This window comes from Defluviitalea raffinosedens (assembly GCF_016908775.1).
Taxonomy (GTDB): domain Bacteria; phylum Bacillota; class Clostridia; order Lachnospirales; family Defluviitaleaceae; genus Defluviitalea; species Defluviitalea raffinosedens.
This window is the reverse complement of record NZ_JAFBEP010000011.1, coordinates 58,966-83,861: the sequence shown is the minus strand read 5'-3', so window position 1 is coordinate 83,861 and position 24,896 is coordinate 58,966. Positions and strand designations below refer to the sequence as shown.

The 24,896-nt window shown below is 33.3% G+C and carries 17 protein-coding genes and 9 tRNA genes; 20 read left to right on the top strand and 6 right to left on the bottom strand.

What is annotated here, in order from left to right; translation table 11 throughout:
- Positions 1–45: 45 nt before the first annotated feature.
- From JOD07_RS09485 to JOD07_RS09445, 9 genes are all read left to right on the top strand, one after another.
- Positions 46–117, top strand: a tRNA-Glu gene (locus JOD07_RS09485).
- Between the two features lie 12 nt (positions 118–129).
- Positions 130–205 (top strand) — tRNA-Thr (locus JOD07_RS09480).
- Between the two features lie 4 nt (positions 206–209).
- Positions 210–286 (top strand) — tRNA-Ile (locus tag JOD07_RS09475).
- 25 nt (positions 287–311) lie between these two features.
- Positions 312–388 (top strand) — tRNA-Asp (locus JOD07_RS09470).
- A 31-nt stretch (positions 389–419) separates the two neighbouring features.
- Positions 420–496, top strand: a tRNA-Pro gene (locus JOD07_RS09465).
- Positions 497–526: 30 nt separating this feature from the next.
- Positions 527–602: transfer RNA gene (locus tag JOD07_RS09460), tRNA-Val, on the top strand.
- Between the two features lie 5 nt (positions 603–607).
- Positions 608–693 (top strand) — tRNA-Leu (locus JOD07_RS09455).
- A 21-nt stretch (positions 694–714) separates the two neighbouring features.
- Positions 715–788: transfer RNA gene (locus JOD07_RS09450), tRNA-Arg, on the top strand.
- Between the two features lie 64 nt (positions 789–852).
- Positions 853–936, top strand: a tRNA-Leu gene (locus JOD07_RS09445).
- Between the two features lie 62 nt (positions 937–998).
- Here JOD07_RS09445 and JOD07_RS09440 read toward each other — a convergent pair.
- From JOD07_RS09440 to JOD07_RS09430, 3 genes are read right to left on the bottom strand one after another with little or no spacing between them, the layout of a single operon-like run.
- Positions 999–4,343 carry a DEAD/DEAH box helicase family protein gene (locus JOD07_RS09440; protein WP_330576565.1) on the bottom strand — a complete coding sequence of 1,115 codons (3,345 nt, stop codon included), beginning with the start codon at positions 4,341–4,343 and terminating at the stop codon, positions 999–1,001.
- A 29-nt stretch (positions 4,344–4,372) separates the two neighbouring features.
- A complete protein-coding gene (locus JOD07_RS09435) occupies positions 4,373–5,554 on the bottom strand; it encodes a restriction endonuclease subunit S (RefSeq protein WP_158740625.1) in 1,182 nt (393 codons plus the stop codon).
- Complete coding sequence (locus JOD07_RS09430; RefSeq protein ID WP_158740623.1) at positions 5,547–7,004, bottom strand: type I restriction-modification system subunit M; 1,458 nt, start codon at positions 7,002–7,004, stop codon at positions 5,547–5,549. Before JOD07_RS09430 ends, JOD07_RS09435 begins: the two co-directional genes overlap by 8 nt.
- Positions 7,005–7,330: 326 nt before the next feature.
- Between JOD07_RS09430 and JOD07_RS09425 the strand changes: the two genes are divergently transcribed.
- Entirely contained in the window at positions 7,331–8,257 is a 927-nt protein-coding gene (locus tag JOD07_RS09425) for a hypothetical protein (RefSeq protein WP_158740621.1), read from the top strand.
- Complete coding sequence (locus JOD07_RS09420) at positions 8,244–8,984, top strand: DUF4145 domain-containing protein (protein WP_158740619.1); 741 nt, start codon at positions 8,244–8,246, stop codon at positions 8,982–8,984. The genes JOD07_RS09425 and JOD07_RS09420 overlap by 14 nt, the downstream gene beginning before the upstream one ends.
- A 621-nt stretch (positions 8,985–9,605) precedes the next feature.
- Here the strand turns inward: JOD07_RS09420 and JOD07_RS09415 are convergent.
- Positions 9,606–10,130 carry a type II toxin-antitoxin system PemK/MazF family toxin gene (locus JOD07_RS09415; protein ID WP_158740617.1) on the bottom strand — a complete coding sequence of 175 codons (525 nt, stop codon included), beginning with the start codon at positions 10,128–10,130 and terminating at the stop codon, positions 9,606–9,608.
- Positions 10,131–10,769: 639 nt separating this feature from the next.
- Here JOD07_RS09415 and JOD07_RS09410 point away from each other — a divergent pair.
- From JOD07_RS09410 to JOD07_RS09385, 6 genes are all read left to right on the top strand, one after another.
- Positions 10,770–12,719, top strand: coding sequence for a stalk domain-containing protein (locus tag JOD07_RS09410; protein ID WP_158740615.1), 1,950 nt, complete (start codon positions 10,770–10,772; stop codon positions 12,717–12,719).
- An 83-nt stretch (positions 12,720–12,802) separates the two neighbouring features.
- Positions 12,803–13,897, top strand: coding sequence for an acyltransferase (locus JOD07_RS09405; RefSeq protein ID WP_204613670.1), 1,095 nt, complete (start codon positions 12,803–12,805; stop codon positions 13,895–13,897).
- Between the two features lie 339 nt (positions 13,898–14,236).
- Positions 14,237–15,349 carry a TMEM165/GDT1 family protein gene (locus JOD07_RS09400; RefSeq protein WP_204613668.1) on the top strand — a complete coding sequence of 371 codons (1,113 nt, stop codon included), beginning with the start codon at positions 14,237–14,239 and terminating at the stop codon, positions 15,347–15,349.
- 195 nt (positions 15,350–15,544) lie between these two features.
- Positions 15,545–16,534: a stalk domain-containing protein gene (locus JOD07_RS09395; protein WP_158740610.1), complete on the top strand. Its 990-nt coding sequence runs from the start codon at positions 15,545–15,547 to the stop codon at positions 16,532–16,534.
- A gap of 154 nt (positions 16,535–16,688) precedes the next feature.
- The gene (locus JOD07_RS09390) at positions 16,689–18,191 is read left to right on the top strand and encodes a DHH family phosphoesterase (RefSeq protein ID WP_158740608.1); all 1,503 of its coding nucleotides are present in this window, start codon (positions 16,689–16,691) and stop codon (positions 18,189–18,191) included.
- Positions 18,192–18,204: 13 nt separating this feature from the next.
- On the top strand, positions 18,205–18,693 hold the full coding sequence (locus JOD07_RS09385; protein WP_204613666.1) for an LURP-one-related/scramblase family protein: 489 nt from the start codon (positions 18,205–18,207) through the stop codon (positions 18,691–18,693).
- 145 nt (positions 18,694–18,838) lie between these two features.
- Here JOD07_RS09385 and JOD07_RS09380 read toward each other — a convergent pair whose 3' ends face one another.
- Together JOD07_RS09380 and JOD07_RS09375 are read right to left on the bottom strand one after the other, a co-directional pair.
- Complete coding sequence (locus JOD07_RS09380; protein WP_201800590.1) at positions 18,839–19,861, bottom strand: substrate-binding domain-containing protein; 1,023 nt, start codon at positions 19,859–19,861, stop codon at positions 18,839–18,841.
- A gap of 29 nt (positions 19,862–19,890) precedes the next feature.
- Positions 19,891–20,910 (bottom strand): ABC transporter permease, encoded by a 1,020-nt coding sequence (locus JOD07_RS09375; protein WP_204613664.1) that lies wholly within the window; start codon positions 20,908–20,910, stop codon positions 19,891–19,893.
- A 251-nt stretch (positions 20,911–21,161) separates the two neighbouring features.
- Between JOD07_RS09375 and JOD07_RS09370 the strand changes: the two genes are divergently transcribed.
- The 3 genes from JOD07_RS09370 (at position 21,162) to chvE (ending at position 24,853) form a co-directional block, all read left to right on the top strand.
- Positions 21,162–21,950: a DeoR/GlpR family DNA-binding transcription regulator gene (locus tag JOD07_RS09370; RefSeq protein WP_204613662.1), complete on the top strand. Its 789-nt coding sequence runs from the start codon at positions 21,162–21,164 to the stop codon at positions 21,948–21,950.
- Positions 21,951–23,450 (top strand): sugar ABC transporter ATP-binding protein, encoded by a 1,500-nt coding sequence (locus JOD07_RS09365; protein ID WP_158740602.1) that lies wholly within the window; start codon positions 21,951–21,953, stop codon positions 23,448–23,450.
- Positions 23,451–23,746: 296 nt separating this feature from the next.
- Entirely contained in the window at positions 23,747–24,853 is a 1,107-nt protein-coding gene (gene chvE / locus JOD07_RS09360; protein WP_158740600.1) for a multiple monosaccharide ABC transporter substrate-binding protein, read from the top strand.
- Positions 24,854–24,896: the final 43 nt, after the last annotated feature.

The window sequence follows — 24,896 nt, the reverse complement described above, 5'->3', positions numbered from 1 at the left end:
TAACCGGAGGGTCGTAGGTTCGAATCCTACTCGGGGAGCCAATATGGCCCATTGGTCAAGCGGTTAAGACACCGCCCTTTCACGGCGGTAACAGGAGTTCGAGTCTCCTATGGGTCATTCTCTGATTGTGCCGACGTGGCTCAATTGGCAGAGCAGCTGACTTGTAATCAGCAGGTTATCGGTTCGAGTCCGATCGTCGGCTCCATTTTGGGCCTTTAGCTCAGTTGGTTAGAGCATCCGGCTCATAACCGGACGGTCCGGGGTTCGAGTCCCTGAAGGCCCACCATAAGCAGTTTTATATTTTTCAATGCGGCCCAGTGGCTCAGTTGGTTAGAGCGCCGGCCTGTCACGCCGGAGGTCGAGGGTTCGAGCCCCTTCTGGGTCGCCATATTAATCTTAAGTATTGCCAGACGTAATGTCTGGGTGTGGCGCAGTTTGGTAGCGCGCTAGAATGGGGTTCTAGAGGTCGCAGGTTCAAGTCCTGTCACCCAGACCAGTAAAATTTCATATTGATACAGGTATATATGGGCGCATAGCTCAGCTGGGAGAGCACCTGCCTTACAAGCAGGGGGTCATAGGTTCGAGCCCTATTGCGCCCACCATATGTGCCGGAGTGGCGGAACTGGCAGACGCACAGGACTTAAAATCCTGCGGTCCTTACCGACCGTACCGGTTCGATTCCGGTCTCCGGCATATTTTTATTCCTAACATTATGTGCGCATAGCTCAGCTGGATAGAGCGTCTGACTACGGATCAGAAGGTCGAGGGTTCGAATCCTTCTGCGCACGTTTAATGAAATAGGAGCTGTAAAATCAATATGGATTTTGCGGTTTTTATTTCATATTTTTATATGCGGATGTGGCGGAATCGGCAGACGCGCTAGATTCAGGTTCTAGTGGTAGCAATACCGTGGGGGTTCAAGTCCCTTCATCCGCATTAAAAAAGGACTTTCAATTTACATTGAAAGTCCTTTTTTAGTTTCTCTTGAATTTTTGCTATTAAGCTATTATTTCTGCATTTCTGTTTATTTCATCAATAACGTCCATAATACTTTTAGCGTAGTCCATATGGTCTTTAAAGATAGAGGTAATACTTCCCAGGCTTCTGAATGGTTCTTCCATGAAAACACTTTTATCTTCTATCATACCATTAGCTACGATATAATCTATGATAAGTTTTACAAATCTAGTTTGGTTCACATTAAGTCGCTCATCGCTCAGGAATTTACTAAATGCTTCGTTTGCAGCGTTTCTATCCAAACCAACGATTTTTCTTACAAGTTTAGTCACTGGAGTATCTTTAAATTCTTTTTCATAGTCGCTTTTGGTTCCAAGTTCATTCCATAGAATTCTTTCTAATTCTTTCAGATCACTCTCGGTAAGTCGCTTGTTGTTTCGTAATTTATAAATGGCTAATACATCTCCATGTTCTTTTAAGTAATGTTCTACCTTTTTTCTATAATCTTTAAGATCATTTATGGAGTAAATAGCTTCGCCTTCTTTTACGTCTATTATTTTATCAGTAAAATTGGTATAATAAATTCGTTGCTTCTTTTTTTCTAAGTATTTGATAAGTCCCCGTAATGCTTCACGTACTTTTTCCAGTTCGAAAATATCAGCATGTTCCCAGAATTTATCAGTTTGAACTTGATCTATTACGTGTTTTTGCTCTCTAATTTCAGGAATTGAACCTAGTTTTGACAGTTCTTCTGCAGTAGTTATAATTGATCTAATCGGTGTCGTAGCATTTTTATTCTGCAGATAAGCCAGGCTAACGGTATAGATCAGATAATCAAAACGCTTTGCCAGTTCATCATCAGCTTTAGATATGATGAGAGGTGCGATATGCTCTCTAATATCACTGACATTGGTTGACTCTAATGTTTGCCATGCTGATTGATCTTTAAATTGCTCGACATATCGTAAATGAAGTTTTACCCTAAAGCTGTCTTCATTCAAAACTCTAACACTGGAAACTAATTCTTCTATCAATTCGTTTCGATATTTGATATATTTTTCCTCTTGATATTGCAAGTCTTGTAGTTCACGAGCAATATTTACCTTTGTATTAAAAATCTTTTCTGTTAGTGACTGAGCTATTTTTGTTTCTTTGTTTTTTGAATTTACACGGAAAAACTCAAAATTATTACAGTAGTCAAAGATAAGAAATCCCTCTTTGTTTTTTCCTACACCAAACAAGTCTTTGCATAATCTTGTTCCTCGGCCGATCATCTGCCAGAACTTAGACTTTGAACGGACTTTCTTAAAGAATACTAGGTTTAAAATTTCTGGAATGTCTACTCCGGTATCAAGCATATCCACTGAAACTGCAATTTGTGGTATTTTATCTTTCGTACTAAAACTTTCTATCAATGTATCAACATACTTTATGCTATAGTCTATTTGTTTGATGAAATCACTTCCATACTCAGGGTAAATGGTATTAAATCTGTCTACTATAGCTTTAGCATGAGGACTATTTTTAGCAAATATAATGGTTTTACCTAATTTATCTCCGCCTTCTACCTTAAGGCCTTTCTCCATAAGTTGATTGAGTACCATATCAATAGTATCAGTATTAAAGAGCCATTCATTGATTGCACTGCTGGATATGGTATCATCAATATTTTCATCATCTTCAAAGATTTCATCAAACAGGTCTTTTTCTTCTTCTGTCAAATCGTTATAATGAATACCTTCTTCCATTATTTTTGACTTAATCTCTATGGTGTGATAATCCACCAAATAACCATCACGAACTGCCTCTTCCAATTCATAGGCATAAGTAGGAACTCCATTTTCCATATCAAATACAGAGTATGTATTCTTGTCAATTTCATCCTTAGGGGTTGCTGTTAATCCCAGAAGCATGGAATCAAAATAAGTAAATATGTCCTGATATTTCTTGTAAATACTTCTATGACTTTCGTCTATTATGATTAAGTCAAAATGTCCCGGTGTAAAAAGTTTACGGCCAGTATTTGTTTTTGTCTCATCAATGGCATTCATCATAGTCGGATAAGTAGAAAATACCATTCTTGCCTGTTCCGGGTTGTCACTATTATCCAGTAAGTTACATAGTGTAAGATTGGGAAGGAGATGATTAAAACTCTTTTTTGCTTGAGTTACCAGTGCCACACGATCGGTTAAAAAAAGGATATTCTTAACATAGTTATGTCTTGTAAGTACGTCTACAATTGAAACCGCAACTCGTGTTTTACCGCTGCCAGTAGCCATGACTAACAGAAACTTTCTATGTTTCTTTTCAATTGCATCACATACAGCCATAATAGCCTCTTTCTGATAATAACGGTTCGTAATATTATCGTTAATAACGACATTATTTAGGGACTTTTTTAGAGTCCTTCTGTCCACAATAAGTTGTAATTCATCTTTGGTGAAAAATCCAGATACTCTTCTGCTGGGATAGCCTGCCACATCATCTGTAAAATGAATTTCAAATCCATTGGTTGTAAATATAAGAGGTCTTTGCAAATATTGATTTTGTAAACAATCTGCATAGAGTTTTGCTTGCTGGGAACCAGCGATTGGGTCAACACTTGTTTTCTTTGCTTCAACTACGGCTAATGGTTTACCATTATCTCCATATAGTACATAATCTACATAGCCTGTTCCAGTAGGATTTGGCATACCTTCAACACGTACTTCTTGCAGGCAATCAGAACCAATATTCCAACCAGCCAGTTTTAATTCGACATCTATATATTTTTTTCTTGTCAAAGCTTCACTGATCTCATCTACTTTAAAGTCATAATTTTCGTATGCAGCTATTCGATGAGCTGTCATAGCCTGACGAAGCTCTTCATTTTCTTTACGTAATTCTTCAAGCTTCTTATCTTTTGCACTGAGGCGTTCATATAGATCCTGAAGCTCTTCTGGACGCTTACGTTTCTCAGTACTTTCTTGAAGTAATGATTCATCAAAATCTCCACAGGTATATTCATCAGAATAGCAATAATCTATCCAACGTATAAATTCGTGAAGGTTCCTTAAAGATAGAACTGCTTCATCTCTTTTAATAATTGCATTTGTATGAACTGCTGTATTACCAAGTTTTATGACATATTTGAGTAGAGGAAATAAACCGGGTTCTATAATCTGACGAAAGGTTGGCTCATGGATTAAGCTTGATATATTATCTTGATAAGGAATTCTTAGATCCTCATCAAAGCTGTAAACCCACTTTACAGCTAATTCTAACGCCCGTCTTGATAGAATCGCACAGGTAGCAGGAGAAACCAATAAACTTTTCTCAGCTTCAATAGCGCTATCTGCAAAACTGTTATATTGTTGTTTGGTTTTTAGAAAGTCGAAGTTAGTCATCAATGTATACCCCCCCTTAACCATTTATCTTAAGCAATCACTTCTCCATTGAAAGCTTTTTGCATAAGAGAATTGAAGTTGTTTTCTAATTCTGTAAGGCTTTGCTGAAGTGAAGATCTTAAATTTTCAACTTGTTGAACAAAGGCGGCAAATTGGCTTTGAAGAGTAATTGGAACTTGATATATTTCTAACTCTTTCAAAAAATTTAGAGAAGCCATTTTGAATTTATTTTTACTTATTGCTGTGAATTGGTAATAAATAAATTGCATATACCAAAATACAAACTCAGGTATATATTCATTACTATCATAAACTTTAATAGCTGCTATATTCTGATTAATAGCTGTTTCAAATTTTAATAATGCAGTTTTTCCTATAGTTGCTCCAACTAATGCTACTAATACTGCATTCGGTTTTATAATTTTTGCTGAAGAGTTTTCTAATCCTAAATATGATATAAATTTCCCATCATTATTATATATAATTTTATCTTGACACATATTAGAGCCAATCCACGATATATCGTTAGGATTCCAATAATCTTCAACTTGAGTTTTTGGTGTTCCTCCGCTTACAATTTCAAAAGTCGTACCCAGCTTTTTCATTTTATAATGCTTGGGATTGACTTTGGGATCTCCGAATATCTCTACGAATTGGGATTTAATTAACTCATTACAGAATTCTATTTGCTGTTTGCGTTTGTCTATTAGAGACTGTACTTTATCTAACATTTCAACTATAGTATTCTGTTTTTCAATAGAAGGAACGTATATATACAATTTTTTTAAATCAGTTACAGTAAAACTAGCTTGATTTACAGAGTTTTTTGTAATATTGGGGAGTTGCTTTTTAAAGTATGGGCTTTTAAAATAATAATATGCGTATTTACTTATTATTAATTTGGTATTTGGACGCAAAACAAGTAAATTCATACCATGAATGATTTTTTCATCTTTTTCTTTCTCATAAAGAGCTACTTTTCCAAGGTGATTCACACTGTTTATATGTGACATTAATATATCTCCAGTTTTCAATATGTAATCTTCATATTTTGAAAGATCTTTTATTCCTGCATATCCCATTTTTTCTCTATCAACATAACCATCTGAAATAGTTTCAATGCGAGTGATTGGATAACCTATCTTTTCTTTGTTTTGTCGTATATTTGCACCGTTTCTGATTAATACAAAATAATCTTGAATTTTACTCATCTAACATTTCCTCCAATTGCTTAATACTTGCTATAATTTCTTGCTCTAAATCCATCAATTTTGCAAGTATCTTTACAGGATGGTCATATTTTACTTCTTCATATTCTATTTCTTTATATTTGTTTATAGATAAGTCGTACCCATTATTTCTTATTTCATCGACATCAACAAAAAAGCTTTGATCTGTGCGTTTTCTATCCTTTTCTTCATCTAAATTATTAAATCTGGTGATAATATCAGGGATATCATTTTCAGTTATTGGTTGCCTTTTATCATCCAAGGAATAACCATCTGCCTTCATATCATAGAACCAAACTTTATTCGTACCGCCAGTACCAGTTTTAGTAAAGATCAGTATGGCTGTAGATACACCTGCATATGGTTTAAACACACCGCTGGGCATGGAGATCACTGCTTCCAGTTTATGATGTTCTATTAATTCCTGACGGACTTGTTTATGGGCTTTGCTGCTGCCAAAAAGGACGCCATCAGGAACAATGGTAGCACTTCTGCCACCTTTTTTAAGAATTCTTAAGTTCAGTGCCAAGAAAAGTAATTCTGTTTTCTTTGTCTTAACTACTTTTAGCAGATCTGAACTTACTGACTCATAATCCAGGGAGCCTTTAAATGGTGGATTGGCCAGCACTAGGGTATATTTTTCAATATCGGTATTTTGCTCAGACAGACTATCGCGATATTCGATCGTAGGATTGTCCACTCCATGGAGCAGCATGTTCATGGCACCAATACGCAACATGGTTCTATCCATATCAAAGCCATTAAACATGGTATTATTAAAATGTTCTCTGAGTCCTGCATTTAAGAATAAATCCGCATGATAATCTCTTAGGTATTCTTGGGCCGCAACAAGAAATCCTGCGGTTCCCATAGCCGGGTCAACAATAATATCACTTGGTGTTGGTTTAACCAGCTCAACCATCATTTTTATTATATGTCTTGGGGTGCGGAATTGGCCGTTAGTACCTGCTGTAGCTATTTTTGACAAAAGGTATTCATATAAATCTCCTTTAGTATCTTGATCCTGCATATCTAAATGATCAATACCGTCAACAAGTTTGGACAGCATCTGAGGAGTTGGTATTTTAAAAATAGCGTCACCCATGTATTTAGAATAAGCAGATTTTCCATCCTGGTGTAAGGATTTTATAAATGGAAAGACTTCATTTTGAACGATGTTATACATTTCAGACGCTTCTAAATTTTTAAATTTACTCCAACGCAGGTAGGGTAAATCACTTGGGAATAATCCAGTATACTCAATACCCAAAAACTGCGCTTCATTTTCTTTGATTATTTCTACTTCATCTAATTGCTTAATAAAAAGGAGATATGTAAACTGTTCTATTACCTCTAAAGGATTAGTAATACCACCTGTCCAGAATATCTCCCATATCTTATCTACTTTATTTTTTAATTCGCCTGTTATCATGATTACCTCCAAATTTGCTTCATTTTTTTATCTTAATTATATCATATTAATTACAAATTCTTAAATATGGCTTTATATATACACCAATAATAGAACGGGTATTTCTGCTAGTTATTTTTATTTGATGATGATTAATTTGTTTAAATATCTAGTAGGAACAGAATTAACATATGAGTTTGATTCGTATTTTTTGGAAGTAATACTGTACTTATATCAAACAAAAACATCCCAAATTATTATTAGGTTAGGGTAAAAATGTTGTAAATTATAGTTAAAAGTTGTAGAATAATATCATTAATACTATATATAGTAAAGGAGTAATTGATATGTCTAATTTAAAGATAAGAATAGCATATAATGGATTCGAGATGGAGTTAGATGGAGATGATGAATCTGTCAAAGAGATATATAATGATACTAAGGAAGAGTTAATAAGAAGTATTTCTAGAAATATTATAAAAAGACCCTTTACTAGTGCAAGTATTGAAGAAGATATTAAAGATGTAGAAATTTTGAATATTGATTTAAGTAATAAAATGATAGAAGAAGAGATTCCAAGCATATTTGATATTGCTAAAAAGGGGCTGCCTAAAGGAGAAGCTGACTGGGTATTAGTTTATTGTTATTATGCTTCGAACTATGGACAAAAACCGTTTAATAGAAATGATATAGTAAATTTATATGAAGGAACCAATCGTTCAACTCCTTCTCGGAAGGCTAATTTAAGTAATAATTTGCAAACATTATTTCATAATGATCTGATTAGCCAGTTAAATGAACAAGATATGATTATCACAGATAAAGGAAATGAAGAAGCAAAAGCAATTATTTATGGGAGAAATATTTCTGATAAAAAATCCAAGAAGAATTTAAATAATGGTAGACAGAAAGGAAGTTCAAAAAGAGAAACGTATTCAATAATTGATCTTAATTTATCAGAAGAGGAAACTACTCAATTAAAAGATGAATATGGTCGAGTGTCTCCTAAAGGTCAAAAGGATCAGGTTTTATTATTATGTTATTTATTGAAAAACATTAAAGGTGTTTCCGAGTTTGATACACATATTATTCATACTGCACTAAGATTAGTCAATCAAAAAACTCCCAAACTGTTGTCTCAAACATTACGTGATATAAAAAACAAGCAACAGTTTATATATAAAAACGAGAATGGAAAATATTCTCTTAATCATGTAGGTGAAAATTATGTTAAGTTTGATTTAATTCAGGGAGGAAGAAATGAGTCGAAATAGTCTGGATGTTTTTGTTAGCAGAATTAAAGATTTTCATGAGTTATCTTCAAGTAAGCAAATAGATTATTTTGTCTATTATAATACTGTTATAAAAAAACTGGATAGTATAGAGATATCTGATATTAAGGAATGTTTTAGAGCTTTGAATTTGAGGGAGTATTCCAATATATCTAGCTATTTATCAAAAAATTCAAAAGGGAAAAATGCTAAATTTATCAAGAATAATGGTAGATATAAATTAATACTAAATTATAAAGTTCAAATTGATAAAGAATTGGGCGAAGTAGAGCAGCCAAAGCCAACGTCTGACCTTTTTAATTTAGATATCGTTGCTAACACAAGGGGTTACATCGAAAAAGTAGCTAATCAAGCATGCGTATGTTATGATTTAAAGCTATATGATGCATGTTTAGTAATGATTCGAAAGATGCTAGAGACTTTAATTATTGAGGCATTTGAACGCTATACTATAGCAGATAAAATCAAAGGGGCAGATGGAAACTTTTTTTATCTGAGTGATTTGATACCATCTTTATTAAATGAGAGAAGTTGGAATATCAGCAGAAATGCAAGTAAAAGTATACCTAAAATAAAAGCATTAGGTGATTTAAGTGCACATAATAGAAGATTTATTGCAAAAAAAGATGATATTGACAAGATAAAAGATGACTTAAGAAGTGTAATTGAAGAATTGGTACATTTGGTTGATTATGTTAATTGGAAGTAGTATTATATCGAATCGAGAAGATCAAATTATGTATATAAAAAATATTAACAAGAGAAGGATAGTATTTTTTTGCTCCAAAAAGATTTTCGATAATTAATACCGAAAAATTTTTCAATAAATGCAATATAGATATATTACTTAAAGAGAGTTTGCAATTAATTTTATGTTTTTGAATAATCAATCTCCTTTTTTAGCAAGTATTAAAAGAAAAGCCAGGCGGAGATTTTTTATAAAGATTATTTCAAAAGAAACTTGCAAGAAATTATTAAAGGAGATTAGTATAAAATATCGATGAATTTTGATTATATCTTGAGGATCTGAGCCATGAAATGTTGTGGGTAGTTCACACTTCTCAACTAGAAAGAGAGGTCATATTAGACCTCTCTTTCTCTTCAGACTACAAATTGAATAGCGATGTATTCCTTCACGCTATACTATAATATATGCTCTTAAATATTTTTGTATACAAAGACTGAGAGAGAGTATTGCTACTCCCTCTCCTGCAAGACTAATCAACTGAGCTAATGCTCCTTCACACTATCAAGTTACAACATTAAAAAGTATAACACTAATATTTTTTCTTGTCAATTATATAGTATAATAAATTTATAAAAAAATCAATTAGAAAATATGTGATTTTTCTATTGCCTTATTTATTTCATCTAATATTTCTCCTTTTATATTTCCAATAGATGCACTAAAATCTACTCTTAGCAAACTTACATTTTGAATTTTCAATACATTAGCCCAACGGACTATATTTTTAAAATTATATACTTTTTCAATTTTTACATGATAAGGTTTTATGTCTTCTGGCTTTTGTGAAGAAAGTGGAAGTACAAATATGCTATTACCTGTTTTTCTCAATACTATTGCTGGATGTCTTCCTCCAAATTCATTACCAATATTAAAACCGAACTCAACCCAAACGACACTACCTCTTTTAATATTTTTTGCTTTTTCATCGTAAATATAATCTTTTTCATTAATAATTATCTTAGTTTTTTTATTCAGCCACTCATAATAATTAGTAGTTCTCTTTCGTTCTTCAACATCTTTTAAATTTGTTTTTGAATACAAATCTTCTAAAGTAGATTTTAATGCTTCTTTATGAGCTAGTACATCTTGTTCATTTACAAACTTCAATTTCTCACCCCCTAAAATTTTTCATTTAATTCTAACATTTATCAATATATTTTTCAATTATTTCGTTATCTCATGTACAAAGAACTAGAAATATGTTATTCTCTGATACTAAAGGTAAACTGAGATTTTGATTGCTAATAAAAATAAGATAAGAGTAGAATTCTTTCTTTGTATTATCAGTATTAATAAAATAAGTTCTATGAGGTTATTGTGAAATATTAGATTATCTGTATATGTATTTTTATCAAAAGGATGTTGTCGCGAAAGTCTACAATATAGGATAAAAATAGAAATAGTGTAGTAGTCTTGAATGGCTATAATATCTATAGTATAATGTATTTGCCTTATTTTGTAGTAAAACTCTAAAATTAGTCGATAATAGCAGATTTATTGTTGTTTAAGGCTTATGGCAGAATGAAAGTTAAAGTACATAGTATCAATTGAAGCAATCATATATTTTTATATCGAAGGTTTTAATCGGAAGATAAGAAAATGGGGGTGAATGATTACGCTGAATGTTATGAATGATACTTTAGGGTGTTTAAGTCTTTCATCTCTTTATAAGAGACATCAAATTAAAAAGAGCTGATCTTTTACAAGGTAATCATTAAACTAATATAAAAATGAGAGAGGTAGAATATGGAGAGATTAAAAAAGATACTAGTTTTTGGCATCGTATTTAGCATGGTTTTTAATCTGGCATTCACCAAAGCATATGCAGCAGAAGATATTTCTAAGGAAGATACTTCAAAAGAGAATGCTGCAAAAAAAGAAGATATGGTTTCTGAAGCAGATATGAATATTATTATCAATGAAGATTTTTTCAAGCCTTCTGTTAAACCTATTATTAAGAATGGAAGAATATTGGTTCCTTTAAGATCAATATTTGAAGCGATGAATATAAATGTAGAATGGAATCAAAGTGAAAGAACAGTAGTTGCATATAAAGATGATACAGTAGTACAAATCACCATTGATTCAGCTGTGGTTTTCAGAAATGAAGAACCAGTTGAATTAGATCAGCCAGCAATTATATACAAGGATAGTACATATGTCCCCTTAAGATTTATAGGGGAAGCTTTTGGTGGAACTGTAGAATGGGATTCCAATACTAGAACTGCAATCATTACAACTAATTTCATTATTCCGCCGAAAATTCAGGAATTTCCTAACATGAGCATACTTGTAGACAAGAAAAAAGTGAATACTTTCTATAATCCTATAACAATGGATAAAGTTGGGATGATTCCTGTAGAACCCGTGTTTAAAGCGATGGGTGTTAAGACATATCGTGATTACATAACAGGACAATTGGTTGGCATTAAAGAAGGTATTGAGTTAAGAATCAATATAGGCGATAAAGTTGCAACGGTTAATGGTATTCCGATCCAACCTCAGCAGGGTAAAATTGTGGATTATAATGAAACAATATATGTACCTTTAAAATTTATCGAGCAAGTTTTTGGGGCGACTGTAGCTTGGAATGGGTCAACACAAGAGGTAAGCATTTTTAATAAAGAAGCTGCTTTTGCCTTAAAATTCTTAGAGAAAGAGTTTATTGGAGGAGGAGTCGTTCCTACCAATGCTCCGGAACCTAAAGCTGAAGGCAATACGAGATTAATGATTAGTGATAATCCAGAAGCGCTTAATGAAAGAACGGTTCCTTATGATGCAGCTACTCTTTGGCAGGATGTGGTGGAAGAAGATGAGGAATCTATCAATCATATTGTATTCGGCTACCATGAAAATAAGTTTGATGAACCAATAATCATAGGTATTACCATTGAGAATCTATCCGATACAAATGATATCGAACTGGTAACTCCAAGAGGAGTGACTAAAACCAGCAGCAGAGGCTGGCCCATATACGACGTAGGTTTAAAAATAGCTGAACTTAGTATAAGCAATCAACTTCCTATCATTGCCTTGGACAGAACGGCTATCAGATCCAGAAACTCATTGGTTATTGATGATTTTTATGTAAGTTCAGGAAGTTTAATTGGATTCCAATATGAATTTAAAGTAAAGAAAAAATCAGGAAGCGGAAAACTCAATTATGTTGTACGTACAGTTGTCAGCAAAGTGGATGGATTAAGCCTGACCTCCGTAAAAGATGATCCTTTGCCTATAGATTCTGATAATAGGCATCCAAGGGGAACATGGACCTTTGCAAAGCTTACAACAGAACTTCCTGTATATGAAGCGGGATCTGGCCAGATTGCATATTCGGTTTCTAATGGAAAAACAGATAATATTTTTTCTGCTGAAACCAGCCTGGGAAAAGAGTATGGAACCATCAGCAATATAGGCCATTATGGGGCGACTTATAAAATTAAAGTTCCTGTTGTAAACAATACAGGAGAAACAAAAACAATTCGTGTTCGACTCAATCCAAGGGGAGGAAGATGTGCAGCAGCAGTAAAGAATTATGATGGATACTTTATTACTCCCGAAACGAATTCAGAATATGCAACTACAGTTATAGAATATGTTTTAGAAGACGGACAAGAAGAAGTATTGGAATTCGAAATGATGAATGCAGCAGGATCCAGTCTTCCTATTGCGATTAATATCATAACAGTAAATTAAGATACGCTCATCACATGAAGGGCCAACTTGATGAAATTAGTAACTTCATTGAGTTGGCTTTTAAAATATTGGGGGGCAAATCAGTGAAAAAGCAATGGATACCAGAGATACAAACAATGAGAGGGATTTTGATTCTTTGTGTCGTGCTTATTCATGTGTTGTATATTCCCATTAGCAGATTTGATTTGGCTACTATGATTTATGGGATCTATTATGGATTCAATAGAGTCATTCAGTTTGCTGTTCCGGGGTTTATACTCATTGCGTCCATTCTGATTACCTATAATTTAGAACAGGAAAAAATGAATGTATTAAAATTCTATAAAAGAAAGATTCATACTATAGTAATGCCCTATTTATTTTGGAGTATTGTCTATATTTTGTGCAGATATTTTGTCGGAGCCATAGAATATGAGCAATTAATATCGGTATCTGACTGGGCCTTTTGGATTCTGTTTGGGAAGAGTTATTCCCACTTGTATTTTATGTCTGTTATTATTCAGGTATATTTATTAGCTCCTGTCCTTATTAAGTTTATAAAAAAAGTTAAAAAGAATCTTTTGGTAACATTTTTAATAGGAACAGCAATGCAAATTATTTTTTATTGGATCAATAAGTTTTATATCTATAAAATATTTCCTTATCCTGCAACATTATTTTATTGGCATTTTATAATCATTTGGTTAGGTCTTTGGATTGGATTTAATTACCATCAATGTTTTCAAATTGTGGACAAGTACTTTAAAATCATCATTTTTATATGGATATTTTCCATGGCATTCTATATTAAAATGTGCTTTGATATAGAATTGGGCAAACCGATTAATACTTTTATTTATCAGATGATCTGGTATATCTATGTATTTTTAGCGTCAATTATTATTTTAAGAATATCCAGATTGATTGATTTGAAGGGGAAAAGCATTAAGGTTTTATTCAATAAAATGGGTAAATACTCTTTTTCTATATATCTGATTCATCCTTTTGTTGTAACAGTTATAAAAGATATAGTAAGAACCAGTCATCCTGTATTGTTGACGCTTTTTACAATAGTATCTCCTGGTGTGATCATAGTAGTTTCCATAATTACAGATCGAATATTGCAAAGAATGAAAAGAATAATTTTATTTCATGGAAATTATAATGTGGCTCAACGGAGGATGGAATGTAAAGATTAATCTATTCTTGTGGATAAATACATATAATTTACCATAAAAATACATTTAGTCCACAATATGTGGATAAGATGTGGATAACTGGTAATAAAAGGAATGAACAAAATTAAAAGTAATTGAATTTTATGCAGATTTATGTTATTTTTATAGATGTAAAGTTAAAGGGGAGTAGCTGTAGCGAAAGCTATAAATAGAATCAACATACTGGTCCTTGGCCTGGTTCTATTTGCTTTAGATTTTGTCTAAAGAAGCGAGACTTTTAGCTTAGTAAACATTTTTTACTAAGCATAAAGTTTCGCTTTTTTATGTGCTAATTTTTCATGTGCTAAGAGGAGGAATAAGATGTTAAGAGAGTATCTGCATGCACTACTTTTTATCTTTATAGCAGAAATGGGAGACAAAACTCAGATTCTTGCTATGATGTTTGCAACAAAGTATAAAATGAGACAAGTACTTCTGGGGGTTTTTATCGGTTCTTTATTGAATCATGGAGTGGCTGTATTATTTGGTACCTTTATTGGTGGAATGATTCCAGCCAATGTACTGCAAATCATTGCAGGTAGCGCTTTTATCTTCTTTGCGTTATGGTCTTTAAAGGAAGAGGATGATGAAGATGAAGAGGAAAGCACAAGAAAATTAGGACCTGTATTGACTGTTGCAGCAGCTTTTTTCATTGGTGAATTAGGGGATAAGACGCAACTTACAGCGATTACCCTGTCAGTGGACGCAGCCCATCCCTTTTTCATATTATTAGGGACTGTCAGCGGAATGCTGTTAACCAGTGGTGTAGGCATTATAGTAGGAAGTAAAATAGGGGATAAAATTCCTGAATTGCTCATGAAGTTTATTGCCTATGGGTTATTTTTAGTATTTGGAAGCATGAAACTGTACACGTCACTGCCAGATCGATATGTTAATGCATTTACCATATCTGGATTTGTAATATTTATTGTGATCGTTTCAGTGTTCCTCATTAAACCCCTGCTGGAAAAGAAGAAAAAAGGAGAAAAATCACTGTATCAAAAAACAGCGATTACCCTATATGAATATATGAATCAGATGAAAAATAATATAGAGAATATTTGTCTTGGAGAAAGTACATGTGGCCATTGCCAGGGGAAAAATTGTATTGTAGGCTACGCAAAAGATATGATTAAAGAGGGTATAGAGCAAGGAGCAATCACAAGTAAAATAGAATCGGACAACCATGAGATTTGGGCAAAGAAGGCTTTTGATCATGCCAAAATAATAGATAGTCTAAAATTCACACTCATGTACCTTATGGACCATTACCAGGACTTGCAGAAGAGAGAAATGACCAATGCCATCAGAAATTCACTGGAGATGGCTTTATTTGAAGAAACATTAGAATTTGATGGGGACATTCATGCATATTTAGAACATATAAAAGAAAAAAATCCATTTATTATGGAAGAACTAAAAAAGGGGTTATAAGGGGCTACAAGGGCGGTATTTACCGCCCTTATTCTTTATTGCAGAGGAAATCCTTAAGGATTTTCTTTGCAATAAAAAGATTGATCATCTTTCCAAAAAAAACCGGTTTTCAATTTGTTAAGAAAATGTTACAATATTAATAAATCAGTTAACAAATTTGATACAAAATCTAAAAATATTTAAAGGATGATCAATATGAAACGAGTTATGGCAGCAATCTTATCTCTTTCCGTACTTATGGGCGCCCCATCCAGTGCCTTTGCATCTTCATATATCATGCATACTGTAAAGTCAGGGGATAACCTATACAGCATTTCACAAGAACATAACGTAAGTTACGCTCAGGTAGCGAACTTAAATGGAAAAGATGAGTTATACGCAGGAAACTTGGTAAAGGTTCGTCCGATTAGTGGAAATAAGGATATACGAATTTATTTAAATGATCAGGTGATTACCGCCGACACTTTACCTTATATAGAGAATGGCCGCACTTTTGTGCCCATTAGATTCATTGCTGAAGCAATTGGAATAGAACAAATCAATTGGAATGATCACAATGAAGAAGCAATTCTTATGAAAAATGGTGTTACAATTTCTCTTCCAATCAGACAGTCTTACGCAATGATTGATCACAAGACAATTACGCTTGATGCGCCGATTAATATATACAATGGAAGGACTTTTGTACCTCTCAGATTTGTAGCAGAAGCATTCAATGTAGATGTAGAGTGGCAGGAATCAACGGCTTCAGTAAAACTGTATACGAAAGGTTATAAGCCAGTAAAAACTGAGACTGTAATGAAAGCTTCTATTTCTTACTCACAAGAAGATTTATACTGGTTGTCCAGACTTGTCCATGCGGAAGCTGAGGCAGAACCCTTTGAGGGGAAATTGGCTGTGGCCAACTGTATTATCAACCGAAAAAAGAGTAAAGACTTCCCTAATACTATTAAAGAAGTTATATTTGACAGGAACTGGGGCGTGCAGTATACGCCAACGGCCAACGGAACCATTTATAATACCCCTTCTGAGGAGAGTGTGAAAGCTGCCAGAATGGCTTTAGAAGGGAATAATAATATCGGAGAAAGTCTATATTTCCTAAATCCTAAAAAATCCACAAACAACTGGATTGTAAAAAATAGAACTTTTTATCGTAGAATCCAAAACCATGATTTTTATTTATAAAATTATTTTAAAAACTGCCGATACCATAAGTGTTGGCAGTTTTTATATTATATTGTATATTTTGAACTCTTTCTGTCATATATTGGCAAATTAAGCATAATGATTATCTTATTGAATATAACCACAGAAACAAATGATATTGGGAGGTCATTTTTTGAAGCTTTCAGATTTGCTTATATACGATTATATCATTATTCAGTGCCATGACAATCCTGATGGAGATTCTATCAGTTCAGGGTACGCTTTATATGAATATTTTAAAAACAAAGATAAAAATGTACGATTGGTCTATGGAGGACGTTTTAGGATTACCAAGCCTAATCTAATTAAAATGATAGAAGAATTAAACATTCCTATAGAGTATGTGGATGAATTAATTGTAGGAGATAATGAAGTCCTGATTACGGTAGACTGCCAATATGGAGCTGGAAACGTTAAAAGATTTCCTGCAAAGAACATTGCGATTATTGATCATCATCAACAAGAAATATATGATGTGACTATGACTGAAATCAAGCCTTATCTTGGAAGTTGTGCAACGGTGGTATGGCAGATGCTGCTAGATGAAGGATTTGATGTCAATCAGTATAAAAATGTAGCTACAGCTTTATATTATGGGCTTTTTACAGACACAAACAGTTTTGTGGAAATTTATCATCCTTTAGATAAAGATTTACAAGATCATGTTGAATATGATATAAATTTAATAAGAAAATTAAAAAATGCAAATTTTACTTTGCGAGACATAGAAATTGCAGGCATGGCTCTGATCAGATATTCTTATATTGATGATTATCGATGTGCTATCTTTAAGGCGCATCCCTGTGACCCCAATATATTGGGATTTATAAGCGATTTGGCGCTTCAGGTAGATGTCATAGATACTTGTGTTGTGTATAATGAAACAAATGTGGGAGTCTATTTTTCTGTAAGAAGTTGTATAAGGGAAGTAATGGCTTCAGAGATGGCTGCCTTTCTGGCAGAAGGGATAGGTTCCGGAGGAGGAAATATGGATAAGGCAGGGGGCTTTATTCATGAAGAAAAATTTGACAGGCAATACCCGGGAATGAATAAGGATGGATACTTACATAATCGTATAAAAGCTTATTTTGATAGTTTCGATATTATTTATCATAATAATAATAACCTTGATATTGAGAGAATGGTTCTTTATAAAAAGAAGAATCTGACTCTGGGCTTTGTCCCTGTAGCAGAGGTTTTTAAAGAAGGTACGCCTCTGCTTGTGAGGAGCATTAAAGGAGATATAGAGACTGTATCTTCTCCGGACACTTATTTTATGATAGGTATTACAGGAGAGGTATATCCTATAAGCAAAGAAAAATTTAGTAAAAGCTATAAGGTGATCGATGGACCGTTTCAGTTAAAAAATGTAGAATATTTTCCAAAGGTTAAAAACAGGAAAACGGGCCAGACTATTGATTTAAGGGCTTATGTAAAAGCATGTATCTCAACGAAAGAAATTTTTGTCTATGCACAGCCTCTTGCAAAAAACACAAAGGTTTTTACAAAATGGGATTCGTCTAAATATATGTCAGGGAAAGTAAATGATTATATTGCAATCAGACAAGATGATATTGAAGATGTATATATTATAGAGAACTCTATTTTTAATGCTACATATCAAAGAATATCCTAAAGGAGAGAATGCTATGAGATATCAAATCAATCAAAAAATATTAAGTTTTGGTGATAACTTCACGATTAAGGATGAATATGGCTCAGATCAATTTTATGTTAAAGGTAAGGTTTTTGCACTGGGAGATAAACTTACAATTTATGATGTAAATGGAGTGGAACGGGTATACATTGAGCAAAAATTGCTTAAACTGATGCCGGAATATTCTGTTTACCTTAATGGACAATATGCTGCAAAAGTTAAAAAGGAATTTACATTCTTCAGACCTCGTTTTCATATAGAGAGTACTTTTGGACAATATAGTATAGAGGGAGACTTCTTTGGATATGATTTTAGAATTCTCAAACAGGGAAGAGTAGTAGCATCTGTTAGTAAAAAATTCTTCTCCTTTAGGGATTCTTATGGAGTGGAGATTGCAGACGATGAAAACCAAGCTTTGATATTAGCTTTTGTCATCATTATTGATCAAGTTATTCATGATAACAATCATAATGACAATTAAAACATAAAGCTTGTAATTAAAGATAGTTTTCTTGCTTATACTTTCAATAAACAGTAAAAAAATACCCCATATTATTAAGAATGCCGCATAAGACTTATTTTTAGTCTGATGCTTGGTTCTAAATAGTATGGGGTAAAATATTAAATTAATAAAAAGCATCTACATTTTCAATAGTGATTACATTCACTCCTGTATCAACATTAGGAGGGAGAGGAGTGATATTTTTCTCTTTCCATTTATCAACAGGTTGGATTAGATCATGTTTTAATTGATACAAAAAATTCATGGACCAATATCCCATATTATAAGTTCCCTGGGCAATGCTTGCAGAGATAATACCTTGTTTGATAGCATCCAGAGTGCCTTTATCTGTATCAAAACTTACGATTTTTACGTCTTGAAGTCTATTGGTTTCTTTTACAGCGGTGGCGACGCCAACGCCGCTCGTTGAATCTGTGGCAAAAATACCTTTTATGTTTGGATGGGCTTGTAAGAATCCAGCAGCAACTTTTGCAGCTTCTGTCTGATCGCTTTTGCCATTGCCTATAGCAACAATTTTAATATTAGGAAATTCTTTTTCAAGGGTTTTCTTAAAACCTTCAACTCTAAGTTCGTGGTTATATTGACCTGGAAGTGTAATGAGAGCTACTTCCCCTTCATTTCCAATTAATTCTGCCATTGTTCTTGCTGCAATCGTTCCGGCATACTCATTGCCAGTTCCGAGGAAGGAATATCTTCCACTGTTGGGAGAATCTGCATCAAAAGTAACCACTGGAATGCCAGCATCAACAGCTTTTTTAATTGGAGCGGCCAATGCATCAGGATTCATAGCAGTTATCGCAATTCCAGCCGGTTTTTTTGCAATAACTTGTTCCAGTACTGTAACTTGCTGATTGACATCATACTGAGGAGAGCCAGTATAGACTGTTTTTATTCCAAATAATTTACCCGCATCTTCAAAACCTTTATAACAGCCCTTCCAATATTCAAGTCCGGATGAAAATGTAATCATATAGTATTCTTCGTTGGGACTGCCAGTTAAAGGATGCGTTGAAACAGTATTGCTGCTGCTGTCGATATTATTGCTTCCGCTACATCCTGCTAACGATATGGATAGGGCAAATATGATCAGAAAACCATATAAAATATTTTTTTTTATATTCATCATATAAAGGCTCCTCTCATTAATGGAATACGTTATTTGTTGAGTTTAAGTCTTTTAAGTTTATTTTTATGACTTATATAATCAAAAGTAACTGCAATAATTAAGATAATACCATTAATTAAATCCTGCCAATATACAGATACATTTAATAAAATCAGACCATTGCTGATGATATTTAATAATATAACCCCTAAAACAGCCCCTAAGATAGTTCCTTCCCCTCCATTAAGACTAGCACCACCAATAACGGCAGCAGAAATGACTCTTAATTCAGAGCCTAATCCTGCAGTAGGAGCTGCTACAGTAAATCTAGCCAAACTGAGTATTCCAGCAATACTGGATAAAGTAGCAGTCAGTATAAATACACCGATTTTTACCTTAGAGGCATTAATACCAGAAAGTATGGCAGCTTTTTCGTTGCTTCCCACATAAAACACCCTTCTTATCGGTTCTGATCTCCTAAGCAGGAAGTCCCCAATAATAGCCATTGCAAAAAAGAGAAAAACGATTACTGGTATCCCTAAAATTTTACCTTCTCCTAAAAAAGCAAAAGATTTTGGGATTGCAAATAGTGAGAGGGGAGATCCTTGAGTTAAAACATAGGCGGCTCCACGGGCAATGCCCATCATACCTAGAGTTGTAATCAGAGGGTTTAGTCCCACTATTCCAATAAAAAAGCCATTAACAAGACCGCAAATGATTCCTACAATTAAAGCGATGATACAGGCGATCCAAATGTTCATTCCTTCAAGGTATAGAATACCAGCGGTAACACCACTTAACCCCATTATAGAACCGACAGAAAGGTCAAAGCCTCCAGACACTAAAGCAACAGTCATTCCTATTACCATAATTCCATCTGCTGAAAGACCAATAGCTGTTGTGATTAGATTATCACGAGTTAAAAAGTGGGGGGTCAATAGAGATAATATAAGACAAACGACAAGAATAATTAATATAATTCCTGCTTCTCTAAAGGAAGTTATAGATCTTACCACTGAATTGTATTTTTTGTTTTCTTTGAGCTTAGTTATACCTTGAAATAGATTCATGGTTTACATCCTTTCTGATTTTTAATGCAAAACCAATAAGATAAGAACAATTCCTATTTTTATACATATTGTATTACAAAGAATTATATAGTTCAATACTTTATGAAAATACAGGAATTGAATTGGGAAAAATTATAGAAAAAATAGAAATTATTTCTAAAAGAATATAGAATTGAAAATCGTTTATTGTAAAATATGATTAAATCATATATACTAAAACTGAATAAAATTAGGGAGAGGATTGCTGGCTCATGTTTGCACCAGAGAGAATTAGGGTCATAAAAAATATTTTATTAGATAAAAAATATATCCATGTTTCTTCATTAAGTTCCATTCTCAATGTATCTGAAGTGACGATTCGCCGTGATCTGGAAAAATTAGAAAACGAAAAGTTTCTGACCAGAACCCATGGTGGAGCACTGCTTAATGAAGCGTTGTATGATGAAGAAATTGACTCTGACTTGCAAAATGATCCTTTTTTTGAGGAAAGATTAGAGATTGGCGATATAGCTAATCATATGATAGAAGATAATGATATTATTTTGCTTAGTCAGGGTCCTACGAATTTGTGTATTGCAAAAAAAATTATCAATAAAAGAAATTTAACGGTATTAACCAATGACCTTAATATTGCCTCAGAACTTTCCTGCAATCCAAGTATTAAAGTAATCATTCCAGGAGGAGATCTGGATTCTGCTTCTATGTGCCTCGTAGGGAAATTTGCAGAGAAAAACATTAGAGAATTTTTTGTCTCTAAAGCTTTTATAGAAGTAGACGGAGTAAATATTAAAAGAGGATATACAGTACAAAGTATTGAAAAAGCATCTATTATTAATGAAATGATCCATATAGCCAATCAATGTATTATTGTATGCCTTTATAAAGCTTTTGATAATATTGCTTTTTCGCAGATAGGGCCTATTTCTATGGCAAATAAAATTATCACTAATCCTAAAATACCAGAAAACTATAAACAGTACTTTTTTGAAAACAATATACAACTTTTCACAGCTTTTAATGCTTATGAAGGTGGCGTATAGATGAGTGATACAATATTTTTAATGAAAAATATCAATAAAAGACTTTCAGAGTCTTTTGCTTTAGAAAACATTAATCTGGATCTTCAAAGGGGAGAAGTTCATATATTATTGGGAGAAAATGGAGCCGGGAAGACTTCTTTGATGAACATATTATGGGGGATTTATTCACCGGATAGCGGTGAACTTTATTTTGAAGGACAACCTATTTCTATTCAGTCTCCAAGTCATGCAAAGAAAATGGGGATTACCATGATTCATCAGGAGGTTTCTCTTTTTGACCATTTTTCTGTAGCTGAAAATATATTTTTGGATAAAAAACCTTTACTCAGTCAGAATTTTAAGCTTATAGACTGGTCAAAAATGTACCAGAATTGCCAGGAATTATTTGATAAATTGAATTTTGACATGGATGGCAGAGAATTAGTAAGAAATCTGGGGAATTCCCAAAGACAATTAGTGGAGATCGCAAAAGCATATGTATCCAATGCAAAAATTATCATTATGGATGAGCCTACTTCTACACTTACAGATGTTGAATCAGAACAGCTCTTTAAGATTATTAGAGAGTTAAAAAAGTCAGGGGTATCTATTTTTTATATTTCTCATCGTTTTGAAGAAATAAGACAGATAGGAGACAGGGTCTCTGTAATAAGAGATGGTAAAATTATTTGTACAGAATCCGTATCCAGTATGAACGAAAATAATATCATCCACATGATGACGGGATTAGATTTAAAAGACAGGTATCCCAAATTAACCATAAAACCAGGAAAAGAAATATTGTCTGTAATCAATTTGAATGTAGGTAACATACTCAAAAATATTAATTTTTCTCTTAGAAGAAAAGAGATTTTAGGCATTACGGGAATGGTAGGGTCAGGAAGAAGCAAAATTGCTAAATCGATTTTTGGAATAGATAAAATAGATAGTGGAGAAATAATGATTGAAAATAAAAAGGTTTCAATAGATTCTCCCAGTGATGCGATAAAAGCAGGTATTGGATATGTAACAGAAGACAGAAGTACAGAAGGATTATTTATGTCTTTAAAAATACCACATAATATTACTGCATCCAGCATTGACCAAGTTTCTGGAAAGTTTTTAATGAAATTAGACAAAGAAAGGGATATCGTCAATAATTATACCAATAGATTAAATATAAAATGTGGATCGATCAATGACGAAGTGGCCTATTTAAGTGGTGGCAATCAACAAAAAGTGGTATTGGCAAAATGGATGATGTCCAAGTCTAAAATTTTTATTATGGATGAGCCAACAAGAGGAATTGATATTGCTTCTAAAGTGGATGTGTATAATTTGATGAATGAATTGGTTAGAAAGGGAGCTTCCATTATACTGACATCTTCAGATATCAATGAAGTACTAGGGATGTGCGATCGGATTCTGGTATTGTACAGAGGAGAAATTGTTGCAGAGATTCCAAGAAACGAAGCAAGTCAAGAAAAAATCATGTATTATGCCACCGGAGGTAAAAAATAATATAAAATGAACACAAACGAAAAGATAAAATGATCAAAAACGAAAATATAAAACGAACATAATCGAAACTAAACCAGATAGAAACAGATACAATATTATCGCTGAATTTAACTTAAAAATGTGATAAATATCAAGCGAAAATCAGTTATTTTATTGTGGTATTATTTAGATTCTACAAAGGACTGATTTTTTTTTAATTTTTTTTGGTAAAAGTATTGCTAAAAAAGATAGGATATGCTAATATATGAACGTAAGCGAAACAAAACAAACATAAATGAAAAGAGAGGGGCAAAAAAATGAAAAGATTATTATCAATTTTTGTCATGTTTGCTTTAGTATTTGCAATGACCGCTTGTGGAAGTAAGACTGAAACACCAAGTGGGGGAGAAGCAACAGGAAGTAACAATGCCAATAATGATAAAACAATAGGAATTGCAATGCCAACAAAATCCTCACAAAGATGGATTAATGACGGAGAAAACATGGTTAAGCAATTCGAAGCATTAGGTTATAAAACAGATCTTCAATATGCGGAAGACGTTGTAGAAAACCAAGTTTCACAAATTGAAAACATGATTACAAAAGGTGTAGCTGCATTAGTAATTGCTTCAATTGATGGAGAAGCTTTAACAGATGTCTTAGCAAAGGCTAATGAAGCAGGAATTCCTGTTATAGCTTATGACCGTTTAATCAGAAACAGTGAACATGTAAGTTACTATGCAACATTTGATAACTTTAAAGTAGGAGTACAACAAGGAAGTTATATTGAAGAAAAATTAGGATTAAAAGAAGGAAAAGGACCTTTCAATATTGAATTATTCGGAGGGTCTCCTGATGATAACAACGCATATTTCTTCTATGATGGAGCAATGTCTATTCTTCAACCATATATTGACAATGGTCAATTGGTTGTAAAAAGTGGCCAAATGGGAATGGATAAAGTATCTACCCTCAGATGGGATGGAGCTACTGCACAGGCAAGAATGGATAACCTTTTAAGTGCACACTATACAACAGAGAGAATTGACGCTGTATTATCTCCATATGATGGAATTAGTATTGGTATCATTTCTTCATTAAAAGGTGTTGGATATGGTACAGCAGATATGCCAATGCCAATCGTTACAGGACAAGATGCTGAGTTGCCATCTATTAAATCTATCATTGCTGGAGAACAAACACAAACAGTATTTAAAGATACAAGAACTCTTGCAGCAAAAGCAGTTGAAATGGTAGATGCAGTTTTAAATGGTAAAGAACCTGAAGTAAATGATACAACAACTTATGATAATGGCGTAAAAGTAGTTCCTTCTTACTTGTGTGAACCTGTATCCGTTGATATTACAAACTACAAAGAAGTTTTAGTAGATTCAGGATACTATACAGAAGCTGATTTTCAATAATATGATTTAAAAATATTTTAGTGATGGCAATGCCATCACTAAA